Here is an 18774-nt window from a genome sequence, read left to right as displayed (position 1 = left end):
ATCTACAGAGACTATCCAAACGAGAGGATCATGGGCACCAGTCAAACCACTACCTGATCCCGCCACAAGCGGAAGGATGTCAACCATGGAACGTACACTCAGTTCCGAACTGTTCTTCGAAGACAAAGCTGTAAACACCCAGGCTTCCCTGCCTCTGCGCGTTATTGCCAACCTGATGTTGTGGCAGCGCCGCATCTCCAGCCGCCACCAACTGGCCCGTCTGGATTCGCGTCTGCTGGCTGACGCCGGTATCAGCGAAGCACAACGCTACGAAGAGCTGAGCAAGCCGTTCTGGCGCTAAGCAGCGTCGCTGGCTCTGGTCGTCAGACCCACCGCCAGCAACCCGAATTGCACAAGCAGAACCCGTCGTGGGCAACCACGACGGGTTTTGTCGTTTCAGGGGCCTTGAATGCTCTAAAACGCATATATGAACGAGCACAGGTACAATTTAAGAAATACTCGAATATACCAGTACAGTTATCCAGAAACTTTGGAGTATCACTGGCCACCACTGGGCGAACCGCATCTGGCAGCCTAATATCCATGCAGAACGTGGCGAACGTTGCGCAACAGGCGTCTGACTCCTCAGATACCGAGCCACCTCTCACTACGGTTTATCCAAAGGAGTTCCATCATGACCCGTCTTCGTCTGCTCAGTGCCGCCGCCCTGCTGGCCGTGGCTGCCAACGCCAGCGCTACCAGCTTCATCGTCACCACCGACTCGATCGTCGGCGCGCTGAAAGCCTCCTCCGACGCCACTTCCGATGTGACCTCCTCGTTCCGTGACGACAAGATCGTCCTCGCCGCCCGCGACGATGCCGCCAGCTTCGTGGCCAGCGAAGGCGATATCCGTGGAGTGAAGCTGGAAAGCGCGCTCGATCACATCCGCCATCAGGCGCCACAACTCAATGCCACCGATGCCCAATTGGCTCAGGCCATTCTGACCCTCTGATTGTTTGCGGTATTGCGGGACACGCCACCCGTGTCCCGATGTTTCAACGCTGGCTCTGGTCCGGGCATTTGCGCTAGCCTTCAGGCTCGTTAACAGTTGTCGAGTCCCATGCGCTTTCTTCCAAACCTGCTCATTTTTTCTACTTTATTCACGGCCTGCTGGGCGATGTCCGCCAACGCCTTCGATGCTTTCAATGCGTCGACCCAAGGCACGGTTGTCAGCGGTTACGCCACCAGCATGGTGTCTTCTGCGCCGTTCGACCGTAAACTGCTGCGCGCCGCTCATGATGACGCGGCCGCCTTTGTTGCCAGTGACGGTGAATGGCGAGGCGCAAGGCTGGAATCCGCGCTGCATTACCTGCGCAAAACCCGGCCGAAACTTCATGCCAGCGACCTTGAACTGGCAGAGGCAATTCTCGTCCAATAGTTATCCTTGTCCTTCCGGAGTCGTTCCATGCGTAGCCCGCTGATTGCTGCCGCCCTTGGCCTGTTTGTGTTGGCCGATGTGGCCCAGGCGCACACCCTGGTAGCCACCAGTAACATCATCGTTCGTGCCTCCCAGCGCAGCATCGATTTCACTTCCGATACCACCACGTCGATTCGCGATTCGAAAATCATCCGCGAAGCCCACGACGACGCCGCCAGTTTCGTCGCCAGCAACGGCGACATCCGTGGCGCGCACCTCGAAGCCGCCCTCAACACCTTGCGCACTCGTGTACCGGAAGCGCGCGACGCCAGTGATCAGGTACTCGCCGAAGCCATTCTCGCGCTGTGAAGTCCGTTGGCGCCTGGCTGCTGGCCGGGGCATTGTTGCTGCTCGGCAACAGCGCCCACGCCGGCCTGCAATTGCGGCTCAAGACCGAGGGTCTGAGCCCGGCTCAACAACAGGCCAGTCAGGCGCTGATCGATGAGGCGATGGCGAAACTGCCGCCGAGCTTCATCGAGCGGCTGGATCGGCGCATCGACGTCGGCTGGACCGACGACATGCCTGCCAACGCTTACGGGCAGGCGACGCTGGTGTCCGAGCTCGATCTGAATCGCAAACTGCTCGCCGGTCTAACCGATGGCAGCGCGGCGAAAGAGAAAACCAATCGCCCCCACGGCACTGTGCGCCAGGAACTGCTGGCCACAGTACTGCACGAAATCACGCATATCTACGACCGCGCGCGTTTATGGCCGAGCGCCGAGCGCACGTTGATCCAGCGCTGCACCCGACGCTTCAACAGCGCCGGGCTGATCGGTATTCCCGATGAGTGTCGCGGGCAGAACGGTCGCCGCTTCACCATCAGCGACGACCCGCGCCTGCTCGATCTGGCCGGGTGGCAACAGTACGTCGGCCGCCGTGGCGAGCGTGAACAACACAACCGCCAGATCGCCCGCAGCCCGGACCTCTACGAAATTTCCAGTCCCAAGGAGTTTGTCGCGGTCAACATGGAGTACTTCCTTCTCGACCCGAGCTACGCCTGCCGCCGCCCGGCGCTGTATCGCTACTACAAGGAACATTTCGGCTGGGCGCCGCCAGCGCAGGACACCTGCAGCAAGAGCTTCGCCTTTCTCAATGCGGGCAATGACTTCGCCAAGCAGCCTCTGGGGCAAGTCGATCCGGAACGGGTCTACGCTGTCGATTACCTGCTGGCCGAGGCCAATCAGAACTGGGTCAGCCGCTGGGGCCACAGCATGCTGCGCCTGGTGATCTGCGCCCCCGGTCGTCCGCGTGGCCCGGATTGCCGCCTCGACCTCGATCAGCACCTGGTGCTGTCCTATCGCGCTTTCGTTGGCGATGTGCAGCTGTCGAGCTGGGACGGACTGGTCGGCAAATACCCGTCACGGCTGTTCGTGTTGCCGCTGGCGCAAGTGATCGACGAATACACCAAGACCGAGCTGCGCAGTCTCGCTTCGGTGCCGCTGAAGCTGTCTCGCGAGGAAATCGAAGGCGTCGTCGAACATGCTGCCGAGATGCACTGGAGCTACGACGGCAACTATTTCTTCCTGTCCAACAACTGCGCGGTAGAAGGTTTGAAACTGTTGCGCAGCGGCAGCAATAACAGCCAACTGGTCGGCCTCGACAGCATCATGCCCAACGGCTTGCTGGAAGTGCTCAAGGGCCGTGGTCTGGCCGACACCAGTGTGCTCGACGATCCGAAAGAAGCGCTGCGTCTGGGTTACCGCTTCGACTCGTTCCGCGATCGTTATCAGGCGATGTTCGATGTGTTGAAGAAGCAGCTGCCGATCAAGCAGACCACTGTCGAAGACTGGCTGTCACTCAGCGCTGAGCAACGCCGCGAATGGTTCGACCGCGCCGACCTGCGCACCAGTGCCGCGCTGTTGCTGCTCGAGCAGGCCAGTTTCCGCCGGCAGTTGTTACTGGCGCAGGATGAGGTCAAGCAACGCTACCTCGGCGCCCGCGAGCTGGAAAACGGCGGCATGGACAAAGCCAATGCGACCTTGCAGGAGATCCTCGCCAACAGTGGCTTCCTCAGCCGCCCGGCGGAACTGCTCGACTCTAAAGGTTACGGACTGCCCCAGCCGAGCGAGTTTGGCCGACTGGAAGCGGAAAGCAGCCAGCGGCAGAAGAAGCTGCTGGCGCTGTCCGGCGACCTCGATACTGAAGTGCGCAAGCTGCTCGAACCCAAGCGCGCCGCCGAGATTGCCGCCAGCGAGGCCAACGTGAAGCAGATTGGCGAGCATTTGCGCAAACTGCACAAAGCTTCGGGCGGACTGCAATTACCCTGAGCACAAAAAAAGGCTTCAGAACGCCTGTTCTGAAGCCTTTTTGCTTTCCCCTGCGGTCTTAGACGCGAGCCTTGCGCACGCCTTGGGACAGCGCCGAACACAGACTCAACACGCCATCGATGGCCTGTTCAGGCGTATCGGCACTGGCGATGTGATCGATCAACGCCGAGCCCACCACCACACCGTCAGCCAGACGCGCGATGGCCGCGGCCTGCTCCGGTGTACGGATGCCGAAGCCAATGCTGATCGGCAGGTCGGTATGCCGACGCAGACGTGCAACCGCCTCTTCCACGTGCTCCAGAGTCGCTGCACCGGCGCCGGTGACACCTGCGACCGACACGTAGTAGACAAAACCGGAACTGCCGTTGAGCACACGCGGCAGACGCGCGTCGTCGGTGGTCGGCGTGGTCAGGCGGATGAAGTCCAGGCCAGCAGCCTGCGCCGGGTCGCACAGCTCTTCGTTGTGCTCTGGTGGCATGTCGACCACGATCAGGCCGTCAACGCCAGCCTCTTTGGCTTCGGCGATGAAACGCTCGACGCCGAATTTGTGGATCGGATTGAAGTAACCCATCAACACCAGCGGCGTGTCGCTGTTGCCTTCACGGAACTCGCGAACCATTTGCAGGGTTTTCGCCAGATTCTGTTTGGCGCCCAGTGCCCGGATATTAGCCAGCTGGATCGCCGGGCCATCGGCCATCGGATCGGTGAACGGCATGCCCAGCTCGATCACATCGGCACCTGCGGCAGGCAGGCCTTTGAGTATTGCCAGCGAAGTGTCGTAGTCAGGATCACCGGCAGTGACAAAGGTCACCAGCGCGGCGCGGTTCTGTTGCTTGAGGTCGGCAAAGCGGGTTTGCAGGCGGCTCATCAGTGTTTCTCCTGCTGCGACTGTTGCATATGGTGCATCACGGTTTGCATGTCCTTGTCGCCACGGCCCGAGAGGTTGACCACCATCAGGTGATCCTTCGGCAGCTTCGGTGCGCGCTTGAACACTTCGGCCAGGGCGTGGGCGCTTTCCAGGGCAGGGATGATCCCTTCCAGACGGCAGCATTTGTGGAACGCTTCAAGAGCTTCGTCGTCGGTTACCGAGGTGTACTGGACGCGGCCGATGTCGTGCAACCAGGCGTGTTCAGGGCCGATGCCCGGGTAATCGAGGCCGGCGGAAATCGAGTGGGCGTCGATGATCTGGCCATCGTCGTCCTGCAGCAGGAACGTGCGGTTACCGTGCAGCACGCCCGGCACCCCGCCGTTCAGGCTGGCCGCGTGCTTGCCGGTTTCGATGCCGTAACCGGCGGCTTCGACGCCGATGATCTCGACGCTCTTGTCATCGAGGAACGGGTGGAACAGGCCCATGGCGTTGGAACCGCCACCGATGCACGCCACCAGGCTGTCCGGCAGACGACCTTCCTGAGCTTGCAGTTGATCGCGGGTTTCCTTGCCGATGACGGCCTGGAAGTCGCGAACCATTGCTGGATACGGGTGCGGGCCGGCCACGGTGCCGATCAGGTAAAAGGTGTTGTCGACGTTGGTCACCCAGTCACGCAGGGCTTCGTTCATCGCATCTTTGAGAGTGCCGGTGCCGGCCACGACCGGAATGACTTCAGCGCCGAGCAGCTTCATGCGGAAGACGTTGGCCTGCTGACGTTCGATGTCGGTGGTGCCCATGTAGATCACGCAGTCCAGACCGAACCGCGCAGCGACGGTGGCCGTGGCCACGCCGTGCATGCCGGCGCCGGTTTCGGCGATGATGCGCTTCTTGCCCATGCGCCGCGCCAGCAGAATCTGGCCGATGCAGTTGTTGATCTTGTGCGCGCCGGTGTGGTTCAGCTCTTCGCGCTTGAGGTAGATCTTCGCGCCGCCGCAGAACTCGGTCAGGCGTTCGGCGAAATACAGCGGGCTCGGACGTCCGACGTAATCACGCTGGAAGTAGGCCAACTCTTCCTTGAATGCCGGATCTTCCTTGGCCGCTTCGTATTCGCGGGCCAGGTCGAGGATCAATGGCATCAGGGTTTCCGCTACATAACGGCCACCGAACGCACCGAACAGGCCGTTGGCGTCAGGGCCGTTACGCAGATCAGAGGTGTTCGAAGTCTGGGTCATGGGTCGCTCCAGGTGAATTCGGTCAGAAGACAATGACGATCACTCTACCCCTGACGTTGCAGGCTGAAAACCGATAAGATCGCCACAACCTGTCAGGAAAACTCACAGATACCATGAGCCATGACCTTCCCCCGCTGAATGCCTTGCGCGCCTTCGAGGCCACCGCCCGTCTGAACAGTGTGAGTCAGGCTGCCGAACAGCTGCACGTCACCCACGGCGCGGTCAGCCGCCAGCTCAAGGTGCTTGAAGAACATCTAGGGGTGAGCCTGTTCGTCAAGGACGGACGCGGCTTGAAACTCACAGATGCCGGAGCGCGTCTGCGCGATGCCAGCGCTGAGGCGTTCGATCGGTTGCGCAGTGTTTGCGCCGAACTTACGCAAAGCACAGCGAATGCGCCGTTCGTGCTGGGTTGTTCGGGGAGCCTGCTGGCGCGCTGGTTTATTCCGCGTCTGGGGCGGCTGAATGCCGATTTGCCTGATCTGCGCTTGCACCTGTCGGCCGGTGAAGGCGATCTCGATCCCCGGCGCCCGGGCCTTGATGCGTTGTTGCTGTTCGCCGAACCACCGTGGCCGGCCGATATGCAGGTCTATGAACTGGCGGCGGAACGCATCGGCCCCGTAATGAGCCCGTTGTATAGCGGTTATCAGAAGCTGCACACCGCTGTGGCCGCAGATCTTTTTGATGAGCCCTTGCTGCACACCACCTCTCGCCCACAAGCCTGGCCCAGTTGGGCGCAGCAAAACCACCTCAACACCAGGGCGTTGAAGCTCGGGCAAGGTTTTGAGCATTTGTATTATTTGCTGGAGGCGGCTGTTGCAGGTCTCGGCGTGGCAATCGCGCCGGAGCCGCTGGTAACCGAAGATCTGAAGGCGGGTCGCCTGGTTGCGCCGTGGGGCTTTTGCGAAACCCCGGCGCAACTGGCGTTGTGGCTACCCAAGCGCGCCGCAGACGGACGCGCCCGGCAACTGGCGCAATGGCTCAAAAACGAGCTGCGCCAGACTGATCACTCACCGCGCTTGAACAAAAAGTAGGCAGCGAGCAGACCGATTGCACCGACAGCCACGCCGGCTGTGGTCCATGGGTGTTCCTGCGCGTAGTCACGAGTGGCAATGCCGGTCTCGCGGGTTTTCACTTTGACTTCTTCGTACGCGTCGCTGAGCAGATGACGGGAATGTTTCAGCGCACTTTCGGCGTTGCTTTTCAGCGCCTTGAGGGTCTTGCGCGACTCGTCCGAAGCATCGTCTTTCAAGCTTTCCAACGATTTGAGCAGACTCTCGATCTCGGCTTCCATGCTTTGCAACGAGGCTTTACGTAAAGAGGTGTTGGCCATGGTGGCTCTCCTGCATTGGTGATGAGTGGCGTGTGTTGGTTGGGACTTCAGCATGTCGAGAAAGTGCAGAAATTCTGAACTTCGGCAGCGCAGCGGCGCCGAAATCATCAGTGCAATTGCCTGCTAGGCTCAATTTCACACGCCATTCCAACCCAAGGAGAACGCCATGAGTGACCATCACACGTACAAGAAAGTCGAGCTGGTCGGCTCGTCCACCACCAGCATCGAAGACGCCATCAACAATGCACTGGCCGAGGCGAACAAGACCCTGCGCAATCTGGAATGGTTTGAAGTGACCGAAACCCGTGGCCACATCGAAAATGGCCAGGTAGCGCACTTTCAGGTCACGCTGAAAGTCGGCTTCAAGATTGCCGCCAGCTGAGTTTGAGCTAGTCTTCTGAACTTGCGCGCTGGCCGAGTGCCATAGGGAATGGCAAAGCGCTACAAGGTGAGCGCATCGGGTGGATGACTCGATGCCCGCCTCTTTCAATCCGACCAGGGAGTGCGACCGATGAAGAAGTTCATGTTGGCAGTAGGTTTGTTGAGCCTTGCGGGTGGTGCGTTTGCAGCCGGCAAGCCATGTGAAGAGCTGAAAAGCGAAATCGCCGCGAAGCTCGACGCCAAAGGCGTCTCCGGTTATTCACTGGAGGTTGTCGACAAGGGTGCGGCGACTGATGGTGACGTCGTCGGCAGTTGCGAAGGCGGCAGCAAGGACATCGTCTACAAGCGCGGTTGATTGCGCCTGAAATACAAAAGCCGACGCGGATGCGTCGGCTTTTTTATGGACGATGATTTTCCGGGCAGGAGCTGCAGCATGCTGCGATCTCTTGATCTTGATTTCAAATCAAGATCAAGAGATCGCAGCCTCGTTTTACTCGACAGCTCCTACAAGGGTTCGCGTTATCCCTTCATGACTTGCGCAAGCAGTTCGTAGGAATGGATGCGATCGGCGTGTTCGTAAAGATCACTGGTGAAAATCAGCTCGTCCGCCTGGGTCTGCTCGATCAGCACCTCAAGCTTGGCGCGGATCTTCTGCGGGCCGCCGACCATGGCGAGGCCGAGGAAATCGCCCACCGCTTCACGTTCATGGGGCAGCCACAGGCCATCCATGGTTTTCACCGGTGGACGCTGCACCAGGCTCTGGCCACGCATCAGCGCAAGAATGCGCTGATACACCGACGTCGCCAGGTAATCGGCTTGCTCATCGGTATCCGCTGCCACCAGCGGCACGCCGAGCATCACGTACGGCTTGTCGAGCACCGCCGACGGTTTGAAGTGATTGCGGTAGATACGGATCGCCTCGTGCATGAAGCGCGGCGCGAAGTGCGAGGCGAAGGCGTAGGGCAAGCCGCGCTCACCCGCCAATTGCGCGCTGAACAGACTTGAGCCGAGCAGCCAGATCGGCACGTTGGTGCCGGTGCCGGGCATGGCGATCACGCGTTGCTCCGGGGTGCGCGGGCCGAGGTAGCGCATCAGTTCGGCAACGTCGTCAGGGAAGTCGTCAGCGCTGCCCGAGCGCTCACGGCGCAAGGCGCGGGCGGTCATCTGGTCAGAGCCGGGCGCGCGGCCCAGACCCAGGTCGATGCGTCCCGGGTACAGGCTCTCGAGGGTGCCGAACTGCTCGGCAATCACCAGCGGCGCATGGTTGGGCAGCATCACCCCGCCGGAACCGACGCGGATCGTCGACGTGCCTCCGGCCAGATAGCCGAGCAACACCGAAGTGGCCGAACTGGCGATGCCGTCCATGTTGTGGTGTTCGGCGACCCAGAAGCGCGTGTAGCCGAATTTCTCGGCATGTTGCGCCAGGTCCAGCGAGTTGCGCAGCGATTGCGCCGCGCTGCCGTTTTCGCGCACCGGCACCAGGTCGAGGGTGGAAAATTTAACGTCGGACAGTTTTTTCATGAACCTGCATCTCCGGGTGGGGAGGCAGGTTTTTCTTGCGAACGAAAACCTGCCAAATCCATAAGCGTGTTTTATGGAATGAGGGCATATACCCGAGATTCAATAGCAGCGACGAAATTTCCTACTAAAAAAGTCAACGATTCAGCCAGGCTGAACTTTGTTCCGCCGTCTATCCTCAGAAGCCTTGCTAGTAAAAACCGCGACGGCGCGGCGTTCCGCGCCATATTTGAGGAGGCAGAAATGGCTATCGTGAAAAAGGCATCGGCGCATTGGGAAGGCGATCTGAAAACCGGTCTCGGCTCGATCTCCACCGAAACCGGCGTACTGCGCGAAGCGCCGTACGGCTTCAAGGCGCGCTTTGAAGGCGGTAAAGGCACCAACCCGGAAGAACTGATCGGCGCGGCCCATGCCGGCTGCTTCTCCATGGCGTTTTCGATGATTCTCGGCGATGCCGGCCTGAAGGCAGACAGCATCGACACCAACGCCGAAGTCACCCTCGATCAGGTTGACGGCGGCTTCGCGATCACTGCGGTGAAGCTGATTCTCAAGGCGAAGATCCCGGGCGCAACTCAGCAGCAGTTTGAAGAGTTGAGCAACAAGGCCAAGGAAGGGTGCCCGGTTTCCAAGGTGCTGAATGCGAAGATCACCCTCGAGGCTTCGCTCGTCAGCTGATTCGGCGTTTGCCGGGCTGACGCTTTCGCGAGCAGGCTCGCTCCCACAGGGGATTGGTGCACGTCGCAGATCCAGTGTGGGAGCGAGCCTGCTCGCGAAGGCAGTCTCGAAACCTGCTCAGCGGCCGGCAATTAATACAAGGTGTGAGCAAAGTCAGAACCCGCTCTGCAGAAGTGTGGTCGAATAATCGACAGCAGCTTCAGCGCACGCCCGTGCGCGCTGCCTCAAGGAGCTTCATCGATGAAACGTATTGGCTTGGCGATCCTTTGCAGTGCACTGGCCACATCCGCTTTCGCAGCCCCCAAGGACTGCGAAGAGCTCAAAAAAGAAATCGAGGTCAAAATTCAGGCGAAAGCGGTCCCAACGTACACCCTGGAAATCATCACGGCAGAAGAGGCGAAGCAGCACGACTCGGCCATGATCGTCGGTTCTTGCGAGAACGGCACCAAGCGCATCATCTATCAGAAGAACGACAGCTGAAGCGCTAGATGATGCAGTGGAACTCGCGGTCTTCAGCAACGATCTCGCGCTTGGCATTGTACAAACGCGCGCTGGGCGTGAATGCCAACGAACGTCCTTCCAGCAGATAGCGCTGGCCGGCTTCGAAGTGGTCGTAGCGGATCGTCAGATAACACAAACGCTCGACCGGGCCGGTGAGCAGACTGCCACCGCCGCCAAACACTTCGAAGTCGAAACGCACCCGCAACTCATGGCTACCGGGCGTCACCTGGAAGAAACGCCCGTCGTTCAAGCGCTGGTTGTCGAGACGCTCGGCCATCAGCAACTTGCCGCCGGGGCTTGGCGTGGAGAAGTCGACCCAAGCCATGTGCGGATCAACCGGTGGCAATGGCGTCTGGCATCCGGCGACGAGACCGACAACGAGCAACAGCAGCAAGGTACGCATGATGGATATCCGCAGATTCGAATAGCCAGCATAGCGCCGATCAACTGCTCTGACAGCCCGCCGGTGTGCCCTGACCGACTACCTTGCGCTGTTCGTCATAAAGCTTGGCCCAAGGCCGGAAGCCGATGCTGCCCGCCTGCAGCTGATAGCGCTGGCCGGCGTTGAAGTCCTTGAATTTCACACTCATCTGGCAATCGCGCCACAGCGGTTCGGCATTCGGGCCGATATTGGTGGCCTCGACCGGGAATTGATAGCGCACCTTCAGCTCATGGCTGCCGGGCTGCACTTCGAAATAACGTTTGTCGACAGCCTGTGTGGCATCGACTTGTACGGCTTGCAGCGCCGTGTCGTGTTGGCGAGCGTCAAGATCGATCCAGGCTTGCGAAGGGTCGGGGTCGGGCATTCCGAATCCGGCACAACCGGCCAGCGTCAGCAGGCCTCCTGTCAGCATCAACATGCGCATAGCGGTGCTCCTTGAGGCGGGATAGTCTTGGGGCAGACTTTCCGGGGAATTTCTTATTTTGATCAGGCCGTTTTCCAGCCTTGGGTTACTTGATCGCGTTTTTCCGATTTTGTTTCCGGGTGTGTTGTTTTTGTTGCTCAACGGTTGCGCCAGCGTCAGCTACTACAGCCAGTTGGCCAGCGGACAATTGCAATTGCTGCGCGCGCGCGAGCCTGTTGAGAAGGTCATTGCCGACCCAAGCCGCGACGCCAGATTGCGCGCGCATCTGACCCAATCGCAAAAGGCCCGCTCGTTCGCCAGTGAGCATCTGCACCTGCCGGACAACCGGAGCTATCGGCTGTACGCCGACATCGGTCGCCCATTCGTGGTGTGGAACGTGTTCGCCACCGCAGAGTTTTCCCTGACGCCACAGAATCACTGCTTCCCGATTGCCGGCTGCGTGGCCTATCGCGGCTACTACAGCCAGAGCGCGGCCCGTGGCGAAGCGGCGCTTCAACGTCTGCAGGGCATGGACGTGTCGATCGGCGGGGTCGAGGCGTACTCGACGCTCGGTTGGTTCAATGACCCGATCCTCAACTCGATGATGGGCTGGGGCGATGAGCGTCTGGCCACACTGATCTTTCATGAACTGGCGCATCAGCGTTTCTATGTGAAGGACGACACTGAGTTCAACGAGTCATTCGCGACGTTTGTCGAGCAGGAAGGCACGCGGCAGTGGCGCGCATTTCGCGGGCTGCCGGCGGAGTCGGATGCCAGGCTCAAGCAGCGTGACCAGTTCATCGGTCTGGTACTCGACACGCGCTCACGACTGGAGACGCTGTATGCGCAGCCGCTGTCGGTTGAGCAGATGCGTGAGCGCAAAGCAGCTGAATTCGAGCGCTTGCGCCGGGAGTATCGGGTCATGCGCGACAGTCAGTGGGCCGGGGATAAGCGCTATGACGCCTGGGTCAATGCGCCACTGAACAACGCGCGGTTGTTGCCGTTCGGGCTGTATGACCAGTGGGTGCCGGCGTTTGCGGCGGTGTTCAGGCAAGTAGATGGGGATTGGCTGAGGTTTTATGCCGAGGTCGAGCGGTTGGGACGGTTGCCGGTTGATGAGCGCAAGGCGGCTTTGAGGGCCTTGGCAGTTCCTGAGTCCTCCAGCGGCTGAACGGGCCTCATCGCTGGCTTGCCGGCGATAACCATCTGCTCAGCGCTGCAAAAACGCCTGATGCAACTCGTCCAAGGTTTCAAAGTGATAAGCCGGCGCCTCGGCATTCAGTTCTTCAAAACTGCCGAACCCATAGCCCACCGCCGCCGCATCCAGGCCATTGCTGCGCGCGCCGATCAGGTCGTGCTTGCGATCGCCGATCATCAGGGTCTGCGCCGGGTCCAGGCGTTCTTCCTCAAGCAAGTGCGCAATCAACTCAACCTTGTTGGTCCGCGTGCCGTCCAGCTCGCTGCCGTAGATCACCTTGAAGTGGCGGGCGAAGTCGAAGTGCCGGGCGATCTCGCGGGCGAACACCCACGGTTTGGAGGTGGCGATGTACAACTGCCGCCCCTGCCCGCTCAAGGTCTCCAGCAACGGCGTGACCCCGTCGAACACCCGATTCTCATAGAGGCCGGTGACCTTGAAGCGCTCGCGATAGAAATTCACCGCTTCCCAGGCCCTGGCCTCGTCGAAGTCGTAGAACTGCATGAACGCTTGCAGCAGCGGCGGGCCGATGAAGTGTTCCAGTTTGCTCAGGTCCGGTTCGTCGATGCCGAGATTGGCCAAGGCAAATTGAATTGAGCGGGTGATGCCCTCACGCGGGTCGGTCAGGGTGCCATCGAGGTCGAACAGTACGGTCTGGTAATGCATGAGAGTTCCTGAGCTGGTGTAGGGCAATTCAGAGCTGGTCGTAGCATTCGGCCAGATGCAGGTCCTTGAGCTTGACGTAGTTCGCCGCGCTGTACGTAAAGAAGGCGTTTTCCTTATCGGTCAGCGGGCGCACTTGCTTGACCGGGCTGCCGACATACAGGAAGCCGCTCTGCAGGCGCTTGCCCGGCGGCACCAGGCTGCCGGCGCCGATGATCACATCGTCCTCGACCACGGCGCCGTCCATGACGATGCTGCCCATGCCGATCAATACGCGGCTGCCAACGGTGCAGCCGTGCAGCATGACCTTGTGGGCGATGGTCACGTCATCGCCGATCAGCAATGGAAAACCGTCCGGGTTGAATGGGCCGGCGTGGGTGATGTGCAGCACGCAGCCATCCTGCACGCTGGTGCGCGCACCGATGCGGATGCGGTGCATGTCGCCACGGATCACCGTCAGCGGCCAGACCGAGCTGTCTGTGCCAATTTCGACGTCGCCGATCACCACCGCCGAACCGTCGACGAATGCGCCGTTGCTCAGGCGGGGGGTGTGATTCTGGTATTTGCGAAGGGACACGATTAGTTCTCTCTCTGTCGCCGATAGCTGCGGTGAGTGTCGATTGTAATTAAGATGGGCGCATGTTTCTTCCAGCCAAGGTGCCAACCGTGAGCGTGAACAACCCTCTTTTGCAGTCCTACGACCTGCCGCCGTTCTCCACGATCCGTGCCGAACACGTCCTGCCCGCCATCGAAACCATCCTCGCGGACAACCGCGCCGCCATCGCCGAAATCCTCAAGACCCAGGGCAAGAACCCGACCTGGGCCGGTCTGGTGCTGGCGATGGACGAACTCAACGATCGCCTCGGTGCGGCGTGGAGCCCGGTCAGCCATCTTAACGCCGTGTGCAACAGCGCCGAACTGCGTGAAGCTTACGAGTCGTGCCTGCCGGCCCTGAGCGCCTACTCCACCGAGATGGGCCAGAACCGCGAACTGTTCCAGGCGTATGAAGCGTTGGCCAACAGTCCGGAAGCTGCCAGTTTCGACGTCGCGCAAAAGACCATTCTGGAACACGCCCTGCGCGATTTCCGTCTGTCGGGTATCGATCTGCCGGAAGCCGAGCAGAAACGTTACGCCGAAGTGCAGAGCAAACTGTCCGAGCTCGGCAGCCGCTTCTCCAACCAACTACTCGACGCCACCCAGGCGTGGACCAAGCACATCACCGACGAAGCCGCCCTCGCCGGTCTGACCGATTCGGCCAAGGCACAGATGGCTGCCGCAGCCCAGGCCAAAGGCCTCGACGGCTGGCTGATCACCCTGGAATTCCCCAGCTATTACGCGGTGATGACCTACGCGCAAGACCGAGCGCTACGCGAAGAAGTCTACGCCGCCTACTGCACCCGCGCCTCGGACCAAGGCCCGAATGCCGGGCAGAACGACAACGGCCCGGTGATGGAAGAGATCCTCGACCTGCGTCAGGAACTGGCCCGACTGCTGGGTTTCGCCAGTTTCGCCGAGCTGAGCCTGGCGACGAAAATGGCCGAATCCAGCGATCAGGTGCTGAGCTTCCTGCGCGATCTGGCCCAACGCAGCAAGCCGTTCGCCGCGCAGGATCTGCAACAGCTGCGCGCTTACGCCGCCGAACAGGGCTGCGCCGATCTGCAAAGCTGGGACAGCGGTTTCTACGGTGAAAAACTTCGCGAGCAGCGTTACAGCGTCGCCCAGGAAACCCTGCGAGCCTACTTCCCGATCGACAAAGTCCTCAGCGGCCTGTTCGCCATCGTCCAGCGTTTGTACGGCATCGAGATCGCCGAGCAGAAAGGCTTCGACACCTGGCATCCGGACGTCCGCCTGTTCGAGATCAAGGAAAACGGTCAGCACGTCGGCCGCTTCTTTTTCGACTTGTATGCCCGCGCCAACAAGCGTGGCGGCGCATGGATGGATGGCGCCCGCGACCGTCGTCGCACCGTCGACGGTGTGCTGCAAAGCCCAGTCGCCAATCTGGTATGCAACTTCACCCCGGCCGACAGCGGCAAGCCTGCGCTGCTGACCCACGATGAAGTGACCACCCTGTTCCACGAGTTCGGCCACGGCCTGCATCACCTGCTGACCCGCGTCGAACACGCTGGCGTATCCGGCATCAACGGCGTGGCCTGGGACGCGGTCGAGCTGCCGAGCCAGTTCATGGAAAACTGGTGCTGGGAGCCGGAAGGCCTGGCGCTGATCTCCGGCCACTACGAGACCGGCGAGCCACTGCCGCAGGACCTGCTGGAAAAAATGCTCGCGGCGAAGAATTTCCAGTCCGGGCTGATGATGGTGCGTCAGCTGGAATTTTCGCTGTTCGACTTCGAACTGCACGCCACCCACGGCGATGGCCGCAGCGTGGCGCAAGTGCTCGAGGGCGTGCGTGACGAAGTGTCGGTGATGCGTCCACCGGCTTACAACCGCTTCCCCAACAGCTTTGCGCACATTTTCGCCGGCGGTTACGCAGCGGGTTACTACAGCTACAAGTGGGCTGAAGTGCTGTCCGCCGATGCCTTTTCGAAATTCGAGGAAGACGGCGTGCTTAACGCTGAAACCGGTCGGGCGTTCCGCGAGGCGATTCTGGCGCGCGGCGGCTCGCAGGCACCGATGGTGCTGTTCGTCGACTTCCGTGGCCGTGAGCCGTCGATCGATGCGCTGCTTCGCCACAGCGGCCTGAGTGAGGACGCGGCAGCATGAGCGACGGCCCTGTGATCACCAAGAAGCGCTTTATCGCCGGGGCGGTCTGCCCGGCGTGCAGCGAGCCGGACAAGTTGATGATGTGGAACGAAGACGGCGTGCCGCACCGCGAATGCGTGGCTTGCGGCTACTCCGACACCCTCAACGAGCAGGGCCTGTCGGTGCCCAAAGAACTGGGCACGCGGGTCAATACCAGTGCGCTGAAGCCTGCCGCCGACAAAAAGGTCCAGGCCGTGCAGTTCTTCCCCAACCCCAAGTTGAAGAAAAAGCCCGACGAGCAACAGTGACAACTACCGCCACCTGCCGATGATCGTCGTCAGGTGGCGGTAACTATCTACCACCTCGCCCCCGCGCTTCGTGATTAGGCTGGTCAATCCAGCCCTCACTCACGGAAGACGCCATGCCTGACACCAACCCACTCCTGCAACAATGGCAGTTGCCGCCCTGGTCGGCGATACGCGCCGAACATCTGCTGCCGGCAGTCGAGCGCATCGTTGCCGACAACCTGCTGATCATCGAAAACGTCATCGCCACTCAGGTTGATCATCCCAACTGGGACGACGTGGTCATTGCCATTGATGAAGCCGATGCACGCCTGAATGAAACCATGGCGATTATCGAATTCCTCTCGGTCAGGCATGCCGATGATCCCCAGTGGTTGGCGCAGGAAGCGCTCAGCACCCACGCTGCACAGCATCACAAGGCTGCGAAGGCCGGCAATCGACAGTTGCTCCAGGTTTATCAACGATTGGCACAGAGCTCCATAGCCGCCAACTTCAGTGATGCACGCAAAGCCTCGCTGGCGAAAATCCTGCGCAGGTTTCACTTGGCCGGCAGCGAATTGTCGAGTGCGCAGCGCAAGGATCTGACGCGATTGAACGGCGAAATCGATCTGCTGGAAAAGCGCTACATGAGCAATCTCAGATCGGTCAACGCTGCATGGAGCAAGGACATCGACGATGCAGCGCTGTTGGCGGGACTGCCGGCCGAAACGCAGGCGCATCTGGCCGCCAATGCCAAAAATGCCGGCCTGTCCGGGTGGCGGCTGACACTCGATCAGAACACTTACGATCAGGTCATGAAGCGGGCGCGGCACCGCGGTTTACGTGAAGAGTGTTTCAAAGCCTGGTGCACCCGCGCTTCGGATCAGGGGCCATACGCCGGCCGCTTCGACAACGGACCGGTGCTGCACAAGCTGCTGGCGGCGCGTCATGCCAAAGCCCGGCTGTTGGGTTTCGACAACTTCGCTCAGCTGCGACTGCTCGACCGCATGGCCGTGGATACTGACCAGGTCCGCCGTTTTCTGCAGCAGCAGATCGCCCTCAATGCAGCGGCGCTTGCGCGCGAAACCGATGACCTGCAAGCCTCTGCACGCCAGTACGGTATTGATCAGATAGAAGCGTGGGATCACGACTTCCTCGCCGAGCAATTGCGCCTGAAGCAATTGGACGGCGAGGAGCAGGACCTGCGCCTGTTTTTTCCGCTGGACGCCATACTGCAGAGCCTGTGCCGCTTCAGTGAGCACATGTTCGGCATCAGGATCAGCGAAAATATTCGCCTGGAGACTTTCAACGAAAACGTGCGCCTGTTCGAAGTCAGCGAGCATGAGCAAGCGGTCGGCTTCATCTACATCGACCCGTTCCACCGCGCCGCTGGCGCCGACTACGCCTGGACAGGTGTACTGCGCAACCGACGGATCAATGCGGAAGGCCGGCCATCAATGCCGATAGCCTCGCTTCAATGCAATTACACGGCCGCCGCCGACGGGCTGAATCTGCTGGCACATCAGGATCTGCGCGTGCTGCTGCACGAATTCGGCCATTGCCTGCATCACGTGCTGACACGTTCGCCGCACTACAACCTGTCCGGCATTTCGCATCTGAGCCGCGACGCTGCCGAGTTTGTCGGGCAGCTGTTCGAGAAATGGGCGCTATCCGGGCAATTCCTGCGCTGGCTGGGTACGCATCATCAGAGCGGTGAGCGCCTGTCGGAAACGCAGGCCGACGCCGCGTTTTCCACCACCGACATCCAGCGCAGCCGAGAGACGGCGATGCTGCTGCTGAGCGCGCTGTTCGACTTCGAACTGCATCGCAGTCACGGCGACGGTCGCACTGTTCAGCAAGTGATGGCGGATGTGCAAAGCGAATTCCCGGGCCTGCATATTCCAGCCTACTGCCGCTTCGCCAACAGCTGCGATTATCTGGTCACCGGTTACGAGGCTTCGCTGTACGCCTACAAATGGTCGGGTGTGCTCGCGAGCGAGGCATTCAAACGCTTCGAACGTGAAGGCCTGTTCAACGAACAGACGGGCCGGGACATGCGCGAACACCTGCTCTCGGGTGACAGGCAGGCACTGCCCGCCGCACTGCAAGCCTTTCTCGGAAAACCGATCGACAGCGCACTGTTTCCTGCGCCAGCCGATTGAGCTGATCAACGCTGTACGTGCGCCGAGTCGAACCAGTTCTTCATCGAACACATGGCGAATGCACTGGTGCTGCATTCGCCATTGATCAGGGCTTCGTGCAACCGATCGACATCGGCCTGCATCACGTAACGCACGCTGTCGTGGAAATGCTGACTGTCACCAAAACCGCCCTCGGTCATCTCCTTGAGCGCCTGCTCTTTGCTCCAGCCCTGCACCACCACGCGGTACATCGCCGCCATCAGACCGGTGCGGTCAGAGCCGTGCTTGCAGTGCATGAGCACCGGGCCGTCGGCTTCGGCGGACTGAATCGCGCGCAGAGCCTTGAGCACATCGCTGTCGTCGACGTGGTTGGTGCGATACGGCAGCTGCACTTGCTTGATGCCCGACGCGAAGAGCCAGTCGCTATCAGCATCAGGCAGGAAGTTGATTACGGTGACGACATGCAGATCGTTCAACAGCGGCACCGCGCTGCGGCTGGGCAAGGCGCTGCGATACAGCGTCGGTGACATGCGGAACAGGTTGAACTGCGCCTCGACCGGTTGCGCCCACTCGGACGGGCGAGATGGCGTGGCGTCGGCCGCCCGGGCGGCAATGCCATGCAACAGGGCAACAAGCGAAAAACATAACGCGGGGAAAAAGCGCACTCGAGACATGCTGGGCTGACCGTTTCGGCAATCTTCATGGGACGAATTGCAGCTTCGCTTTTGAGCGGTCAACGCGCCGTGAGCCGGTCGTCAAA

Annotated in this window: 23 protein-coding genes; 14 read left to right on the top strand and 9 right to left on the bottom strand. The window is 60.5% G+C overall.

Going from position 1 to position 18774, the window contains the following annotated elements; genetic code table 11:
• Window positions 1-85 precede the first annotated feature (85 nt).
• The 5 genes from AC0IXA_RS10365 (at window position 86) to AC0IXA_RS10345 (ending at window position 3684) form a co-directional block, all read left to right on the top strand.
• Window positions 86-301 carry a DUF1127 domain-containing protein gene (locus tag AC0IXA_RS10365; protein WP_007911656.1) on the top strand — a complete coding sequence of 72 codons (216 nt, stop codon included), beginning with the start codon at window positions 86-88 and terminating at the stop codon, window positions 299-301.
• A 333-nt stretch (window positions 302-634) separates the two neighbouring features.
• Window positions 635-952 carry a DUF2388 domain-containing protein gene (locus tag AC0IXA_RS10360; protein WP_042608980.1) on the top strand — a complete coding sequence of 106 codons (318 nt, stop codon included), beginning with the start codon at window positions 635-637 and terminating at the stop codon, window positions 950-952.
• A gap of 108 nt (window positions 953-1060) precedes the next feature.
• Window positions 1061-1378, top strand: a complete 318-nt coding sequence (locus AC0IXA_RS10355) for a DUF2388 domain-containing protein (protein WP_471812909.1) — start codon at window positions 1061-1063, stop codon at window positions 1376-1378.
• 27 nt (window positions 1379-1405) lie between these two features.
• Window positions 1406-1726 (top strand): DUF2388 domain-containing protein, encoded by a 321-nt coding sequence (locus tag AC0IXA_RS10350; RefSeq protein WP_041476450.1) that lies wholly within the window; start codon window positions 1406-1408, stop codon window positions 1724-1726.
• The gene (locus AC0IXA_RS10345) at window positions 1723-3684 is read left to right on the top strand and encodes a DUF7844 domain-containing protein (protein ID WP_024015030.1); all 1962 of its coding nucleotides are present in this window, start codon (window positions 1723-1725) and stop codon (window positions 3682-3684) included. Before AC0IXA_RS10350 ends, AC0IXA_RS10345 begins: the two co-directional genes overlap by 4 nt.
• 58 nt (window positions 3685-3742) lie before the next feature.
• Here AC0IXA_RS10345 and trpA read toward each other — a convergent pair whose 3' ends face one another.
• Window positions 3743-4552, bottom strand: a complete 810-nt coding sequence (trpA, locus tag AC0IXA_RS10340) for a tryptophan synthase subunit alpha (RefSeq protein ID WP_024015029.1) — start codon at window positions 4550-4552, stop codon at window positions 3743-3745.
• Complete coding sequence (gene trpB, locus AC0IXA_RS10335) at window positions 4552-5784, bottom strand: tryptophan synthase subunit beta (protein WP_016772302.1); 1233 nt, start codon at window positions 5782-5784, stop codon at window positions 4552-4554. Before trpB ends, trpA begins: the two co-directional genes overlap by 1 nt.
• A gap of 113 nt (window positions 5785-5897) precedes the next feature.
• Between trpB and AC0IXA_RS10330 the strand changes: the two genes are divergently transcribed.
• Entirely contained in the window at window positions 5898-6815 is a 918-nt protein-coding gene (locus AC0IXA_RS10330) for a LysR family transcriptional regulator (RefSeq protein ID WP_471812905.1), read from the top strand.
• Here AC0IXA_RS10330 and AC0IXA_RS10325 read toward each other — a convergent pair.
• Window positions 6788-7114 carry an ElaB/YgaM/YqjD family protein gene (locus AC0IXA_RS10325; RefSeq protein ID WP_039757078.1) on the bottom strand — a complete coding sequence of 109 codons (327 nt, stop codon included), beginning with the start codon at window positions 7112-7114 and terminating at the stop codon, window positions 6788-6790. The two genes, AC0IXA_RS10330 and AC0IXA_RS10325, sit on opposite strands and share 28 nt — an antisense overlap.
• A 166-nt stretch (window positions 7115-7280) precedes the next feature.
• Here AC0IXA_RS10325 and AC0IXA_RS10320 point away from each other — a divergent pair, with 166 nt between their 5' ends.
• Both AC0IXA_RS10320 and AC0IXA_RS10315 read left to right on the top strand, forming a co-directional pair.
• The gene (locus AC0IXA_RS10320; RefSeq protein WP_016772305.1) at window positions 7281-7496 is read left to right on the top strand and encodes a dodecin; all 216 of its coding nucleotides are present in this window, start codon (window positions 7281-7283) and stop codon (window positions 7494-7496) included.
• A 129-nt stretch (window positions 7497-7625) separates the two neighbouring features.
• Entirely contained in the window at window positions 7626-7850 is a 225-nt protein-coding gene (locus tag AC0IXA_RS10315; protein WP_313871143.1) for a DUF1161 domain-containing protein, read from the top strand.
• 164 nt (window positions 7851-8014) lie between these two features.
• Here AC0IXA_RS10315 and AC0IXA_RS10310 read toward each other — a convergent pair whose 3' ends face one another.
• Complete coding sequence (locus tag AC0IXA_RS10310) at window positions 8015-9016, bottom strand: LLM class flavin-dependent oxidoreductase (RefSeq protein ID WP_313871139.1); 1002 nt, start codon at window positions 9014-9016, stop codon at window positions 8015-8017.
• A gap of 240 nt (window positions 9017-9256) precedes the next feature.
• Here AC0IXA_RS10310 and AC0IXA_RS10305 point away from each other — a divergent pair, with 240 nt between their 5' ends.
• Entirely contained in the window at window positions 9257-9688 is a 432-nt protein-coding gene (locus AC0IXA_RS10305) for an OsmC family protein (RefSeq protein WP_016772308.1), read from the top strand.
• Between the two features lie 240 nt (window positions 9689-9928).
• Entirely contained in the window at window positions 9929-10168 is a 240-nt protein-coding gene (locus AC0IXA_RS10300) for a DUF1161 domain-containing protein (RefSeq protein ID WP_313871137.1), read from the top strand.
• Between the two features lie 4 nt (window positions 10169-10172).
• Here AC0IXA_RS10300 and AC0IXA_RS10295 read toward each other — a convergent pair whose 3' ends face one another.
• Both AC0IXA_RS10295 and AC0IXA_RS10290 read right to left on the bottom strand, forming a co-directional pair.
• Window positions 10173-10592 carry a PA0061/PA0062 family lipoprotein gene (locus AC0IXA_RS10295; protein WP_125917046.1) on the bottom strand — a complete coding sequence of 140 codons (420 nt, stop codon included), beginning with the start codon at window positions 10590-10592 and terminating at the stop codon, window positions 10173-10175.
• 40 nt (window positions 10593-10632) lie between these two features.
• Window positions 10633-11055, bottom strand: coding sequence for a PA0061/PA0062 family lipoprotein (locus tag AC0IXA_RS10290; RefSeq protein ID WP_400502137.1), 423 nt, complete (start codon window positions 11053-11055; stop codon window positions 10633-10635).
• A gap of 58 nt (window positions 11056-11113) precedes the next feature.
• Between AC0IXA_RS10290 and AC0IXA_RS10285 the strand changes: the two genes are divergently transcribed.
• Complete coding sequence (locus AC0IXA_RS10285; RefSeq protein WP_471812900.1) at window positions 11114-12205, top strand: aminopeptidase; 1092 nt, start codon at window positions 11114-11116, stop codon at window positions 12203-12205.
• 39 nt (window positions 12206-12244) lie between these two features.
• Here the strand turns inward: AC0IXA_RS10285 and AC0IXA_RS10280 are convergent, their stop codons facing one another.
• Entirely contained in the window at window positions 12245-12895 is a 651-nt protein-coding gene (locus tag AC0IXA_RS10280; protein ID WP_016772313.1) for an HAD family hydrolase, read from the bottom strand.
• A 28-nt stretch (window positions 12896-12923) separates the two neighbouring features.
• Window positions 12924-13469: a gamma carbonic anhydrase family protein gene (locus AC0IXA_RS10275; RefSeq protein WP_471812898.1), complete on the bottom strand. Its 546-nt coding sequence runs from the start codon at window positions 13467-13469 to the stop codon at window positions 12924-12926.
• An 89-nt stretch (window positions 13470-13558) separates the two neighbouring features.
• On the opposite strand from AC0IXA_RS10275, the gene prlC reads away from it, so the two are divergent.
• The 3 genes from prlC (at window position 13559) to AC0IXA_RS10260 (ending at window position 18035) form a co-directional block, all read left to right on the top strand.
• Window positions 13559-15610, top strand: a complete 2052-nt coding sequence (gene prlC, locus AC0IXA_RS10270) for an oligopeptidase A (protein WP_095182345.1) — start codon at window positions 13559-13561, stop codon at window positions 15608-15610.
• Window positions 15607-15897: a YheV family putative zinc ribbon protein gene (locus AC0IXA_RS10265; protein WP_016772316.1), complete on the top strand. Its 291-nt coding sequence runs from the start codon at window positions 15607-15609 to the stop codon at window positions 15895-15897. Before prlC ends, AC0IXA_RS10265 begins: the two co-directional genes overlap by 4 nt.
• 113 nt (window positions 15898-16010) lie before the next feature.
• Window positions 16011-18035 (top strand): M3 family metallopeptidase, encoded by a 2025-nt coding sequence (locus tag AC0IXA_RS10260; RefSeq protein WP_471812895.1) that lies wholly within the window; start codon window positions 16011-16013, stop codon window positions 18033-18035.
• A gap of 5 nt (window positions 18036-18040) precedes the next feature.
• Here the strand turns inward: AC0IXA_RS10260 and AC0IXA_RS10255 are convergent, their stop codons facing one another.
• Window positions 18041-18688 (bottom strand): phosphatase domain-containing protein, encoded by a 648-nt coding sequence (locus AC0IXA_RS10255; RefSeq protein WP_471812893.1) that lies wholly within the window; start codon window positions 18686-18688, stop codon window positions 18041-18043.
• Window positions 18689-18774: the final 86 nt, after the last annotated feature.

Source organism: Pseudomonas sp. AC083, assembly GCF_979253165.1.
Note: the sequence above shows the minus strand (reverse complement) of the source record. Positions and strands in the feature narration are given on the sequence as shown.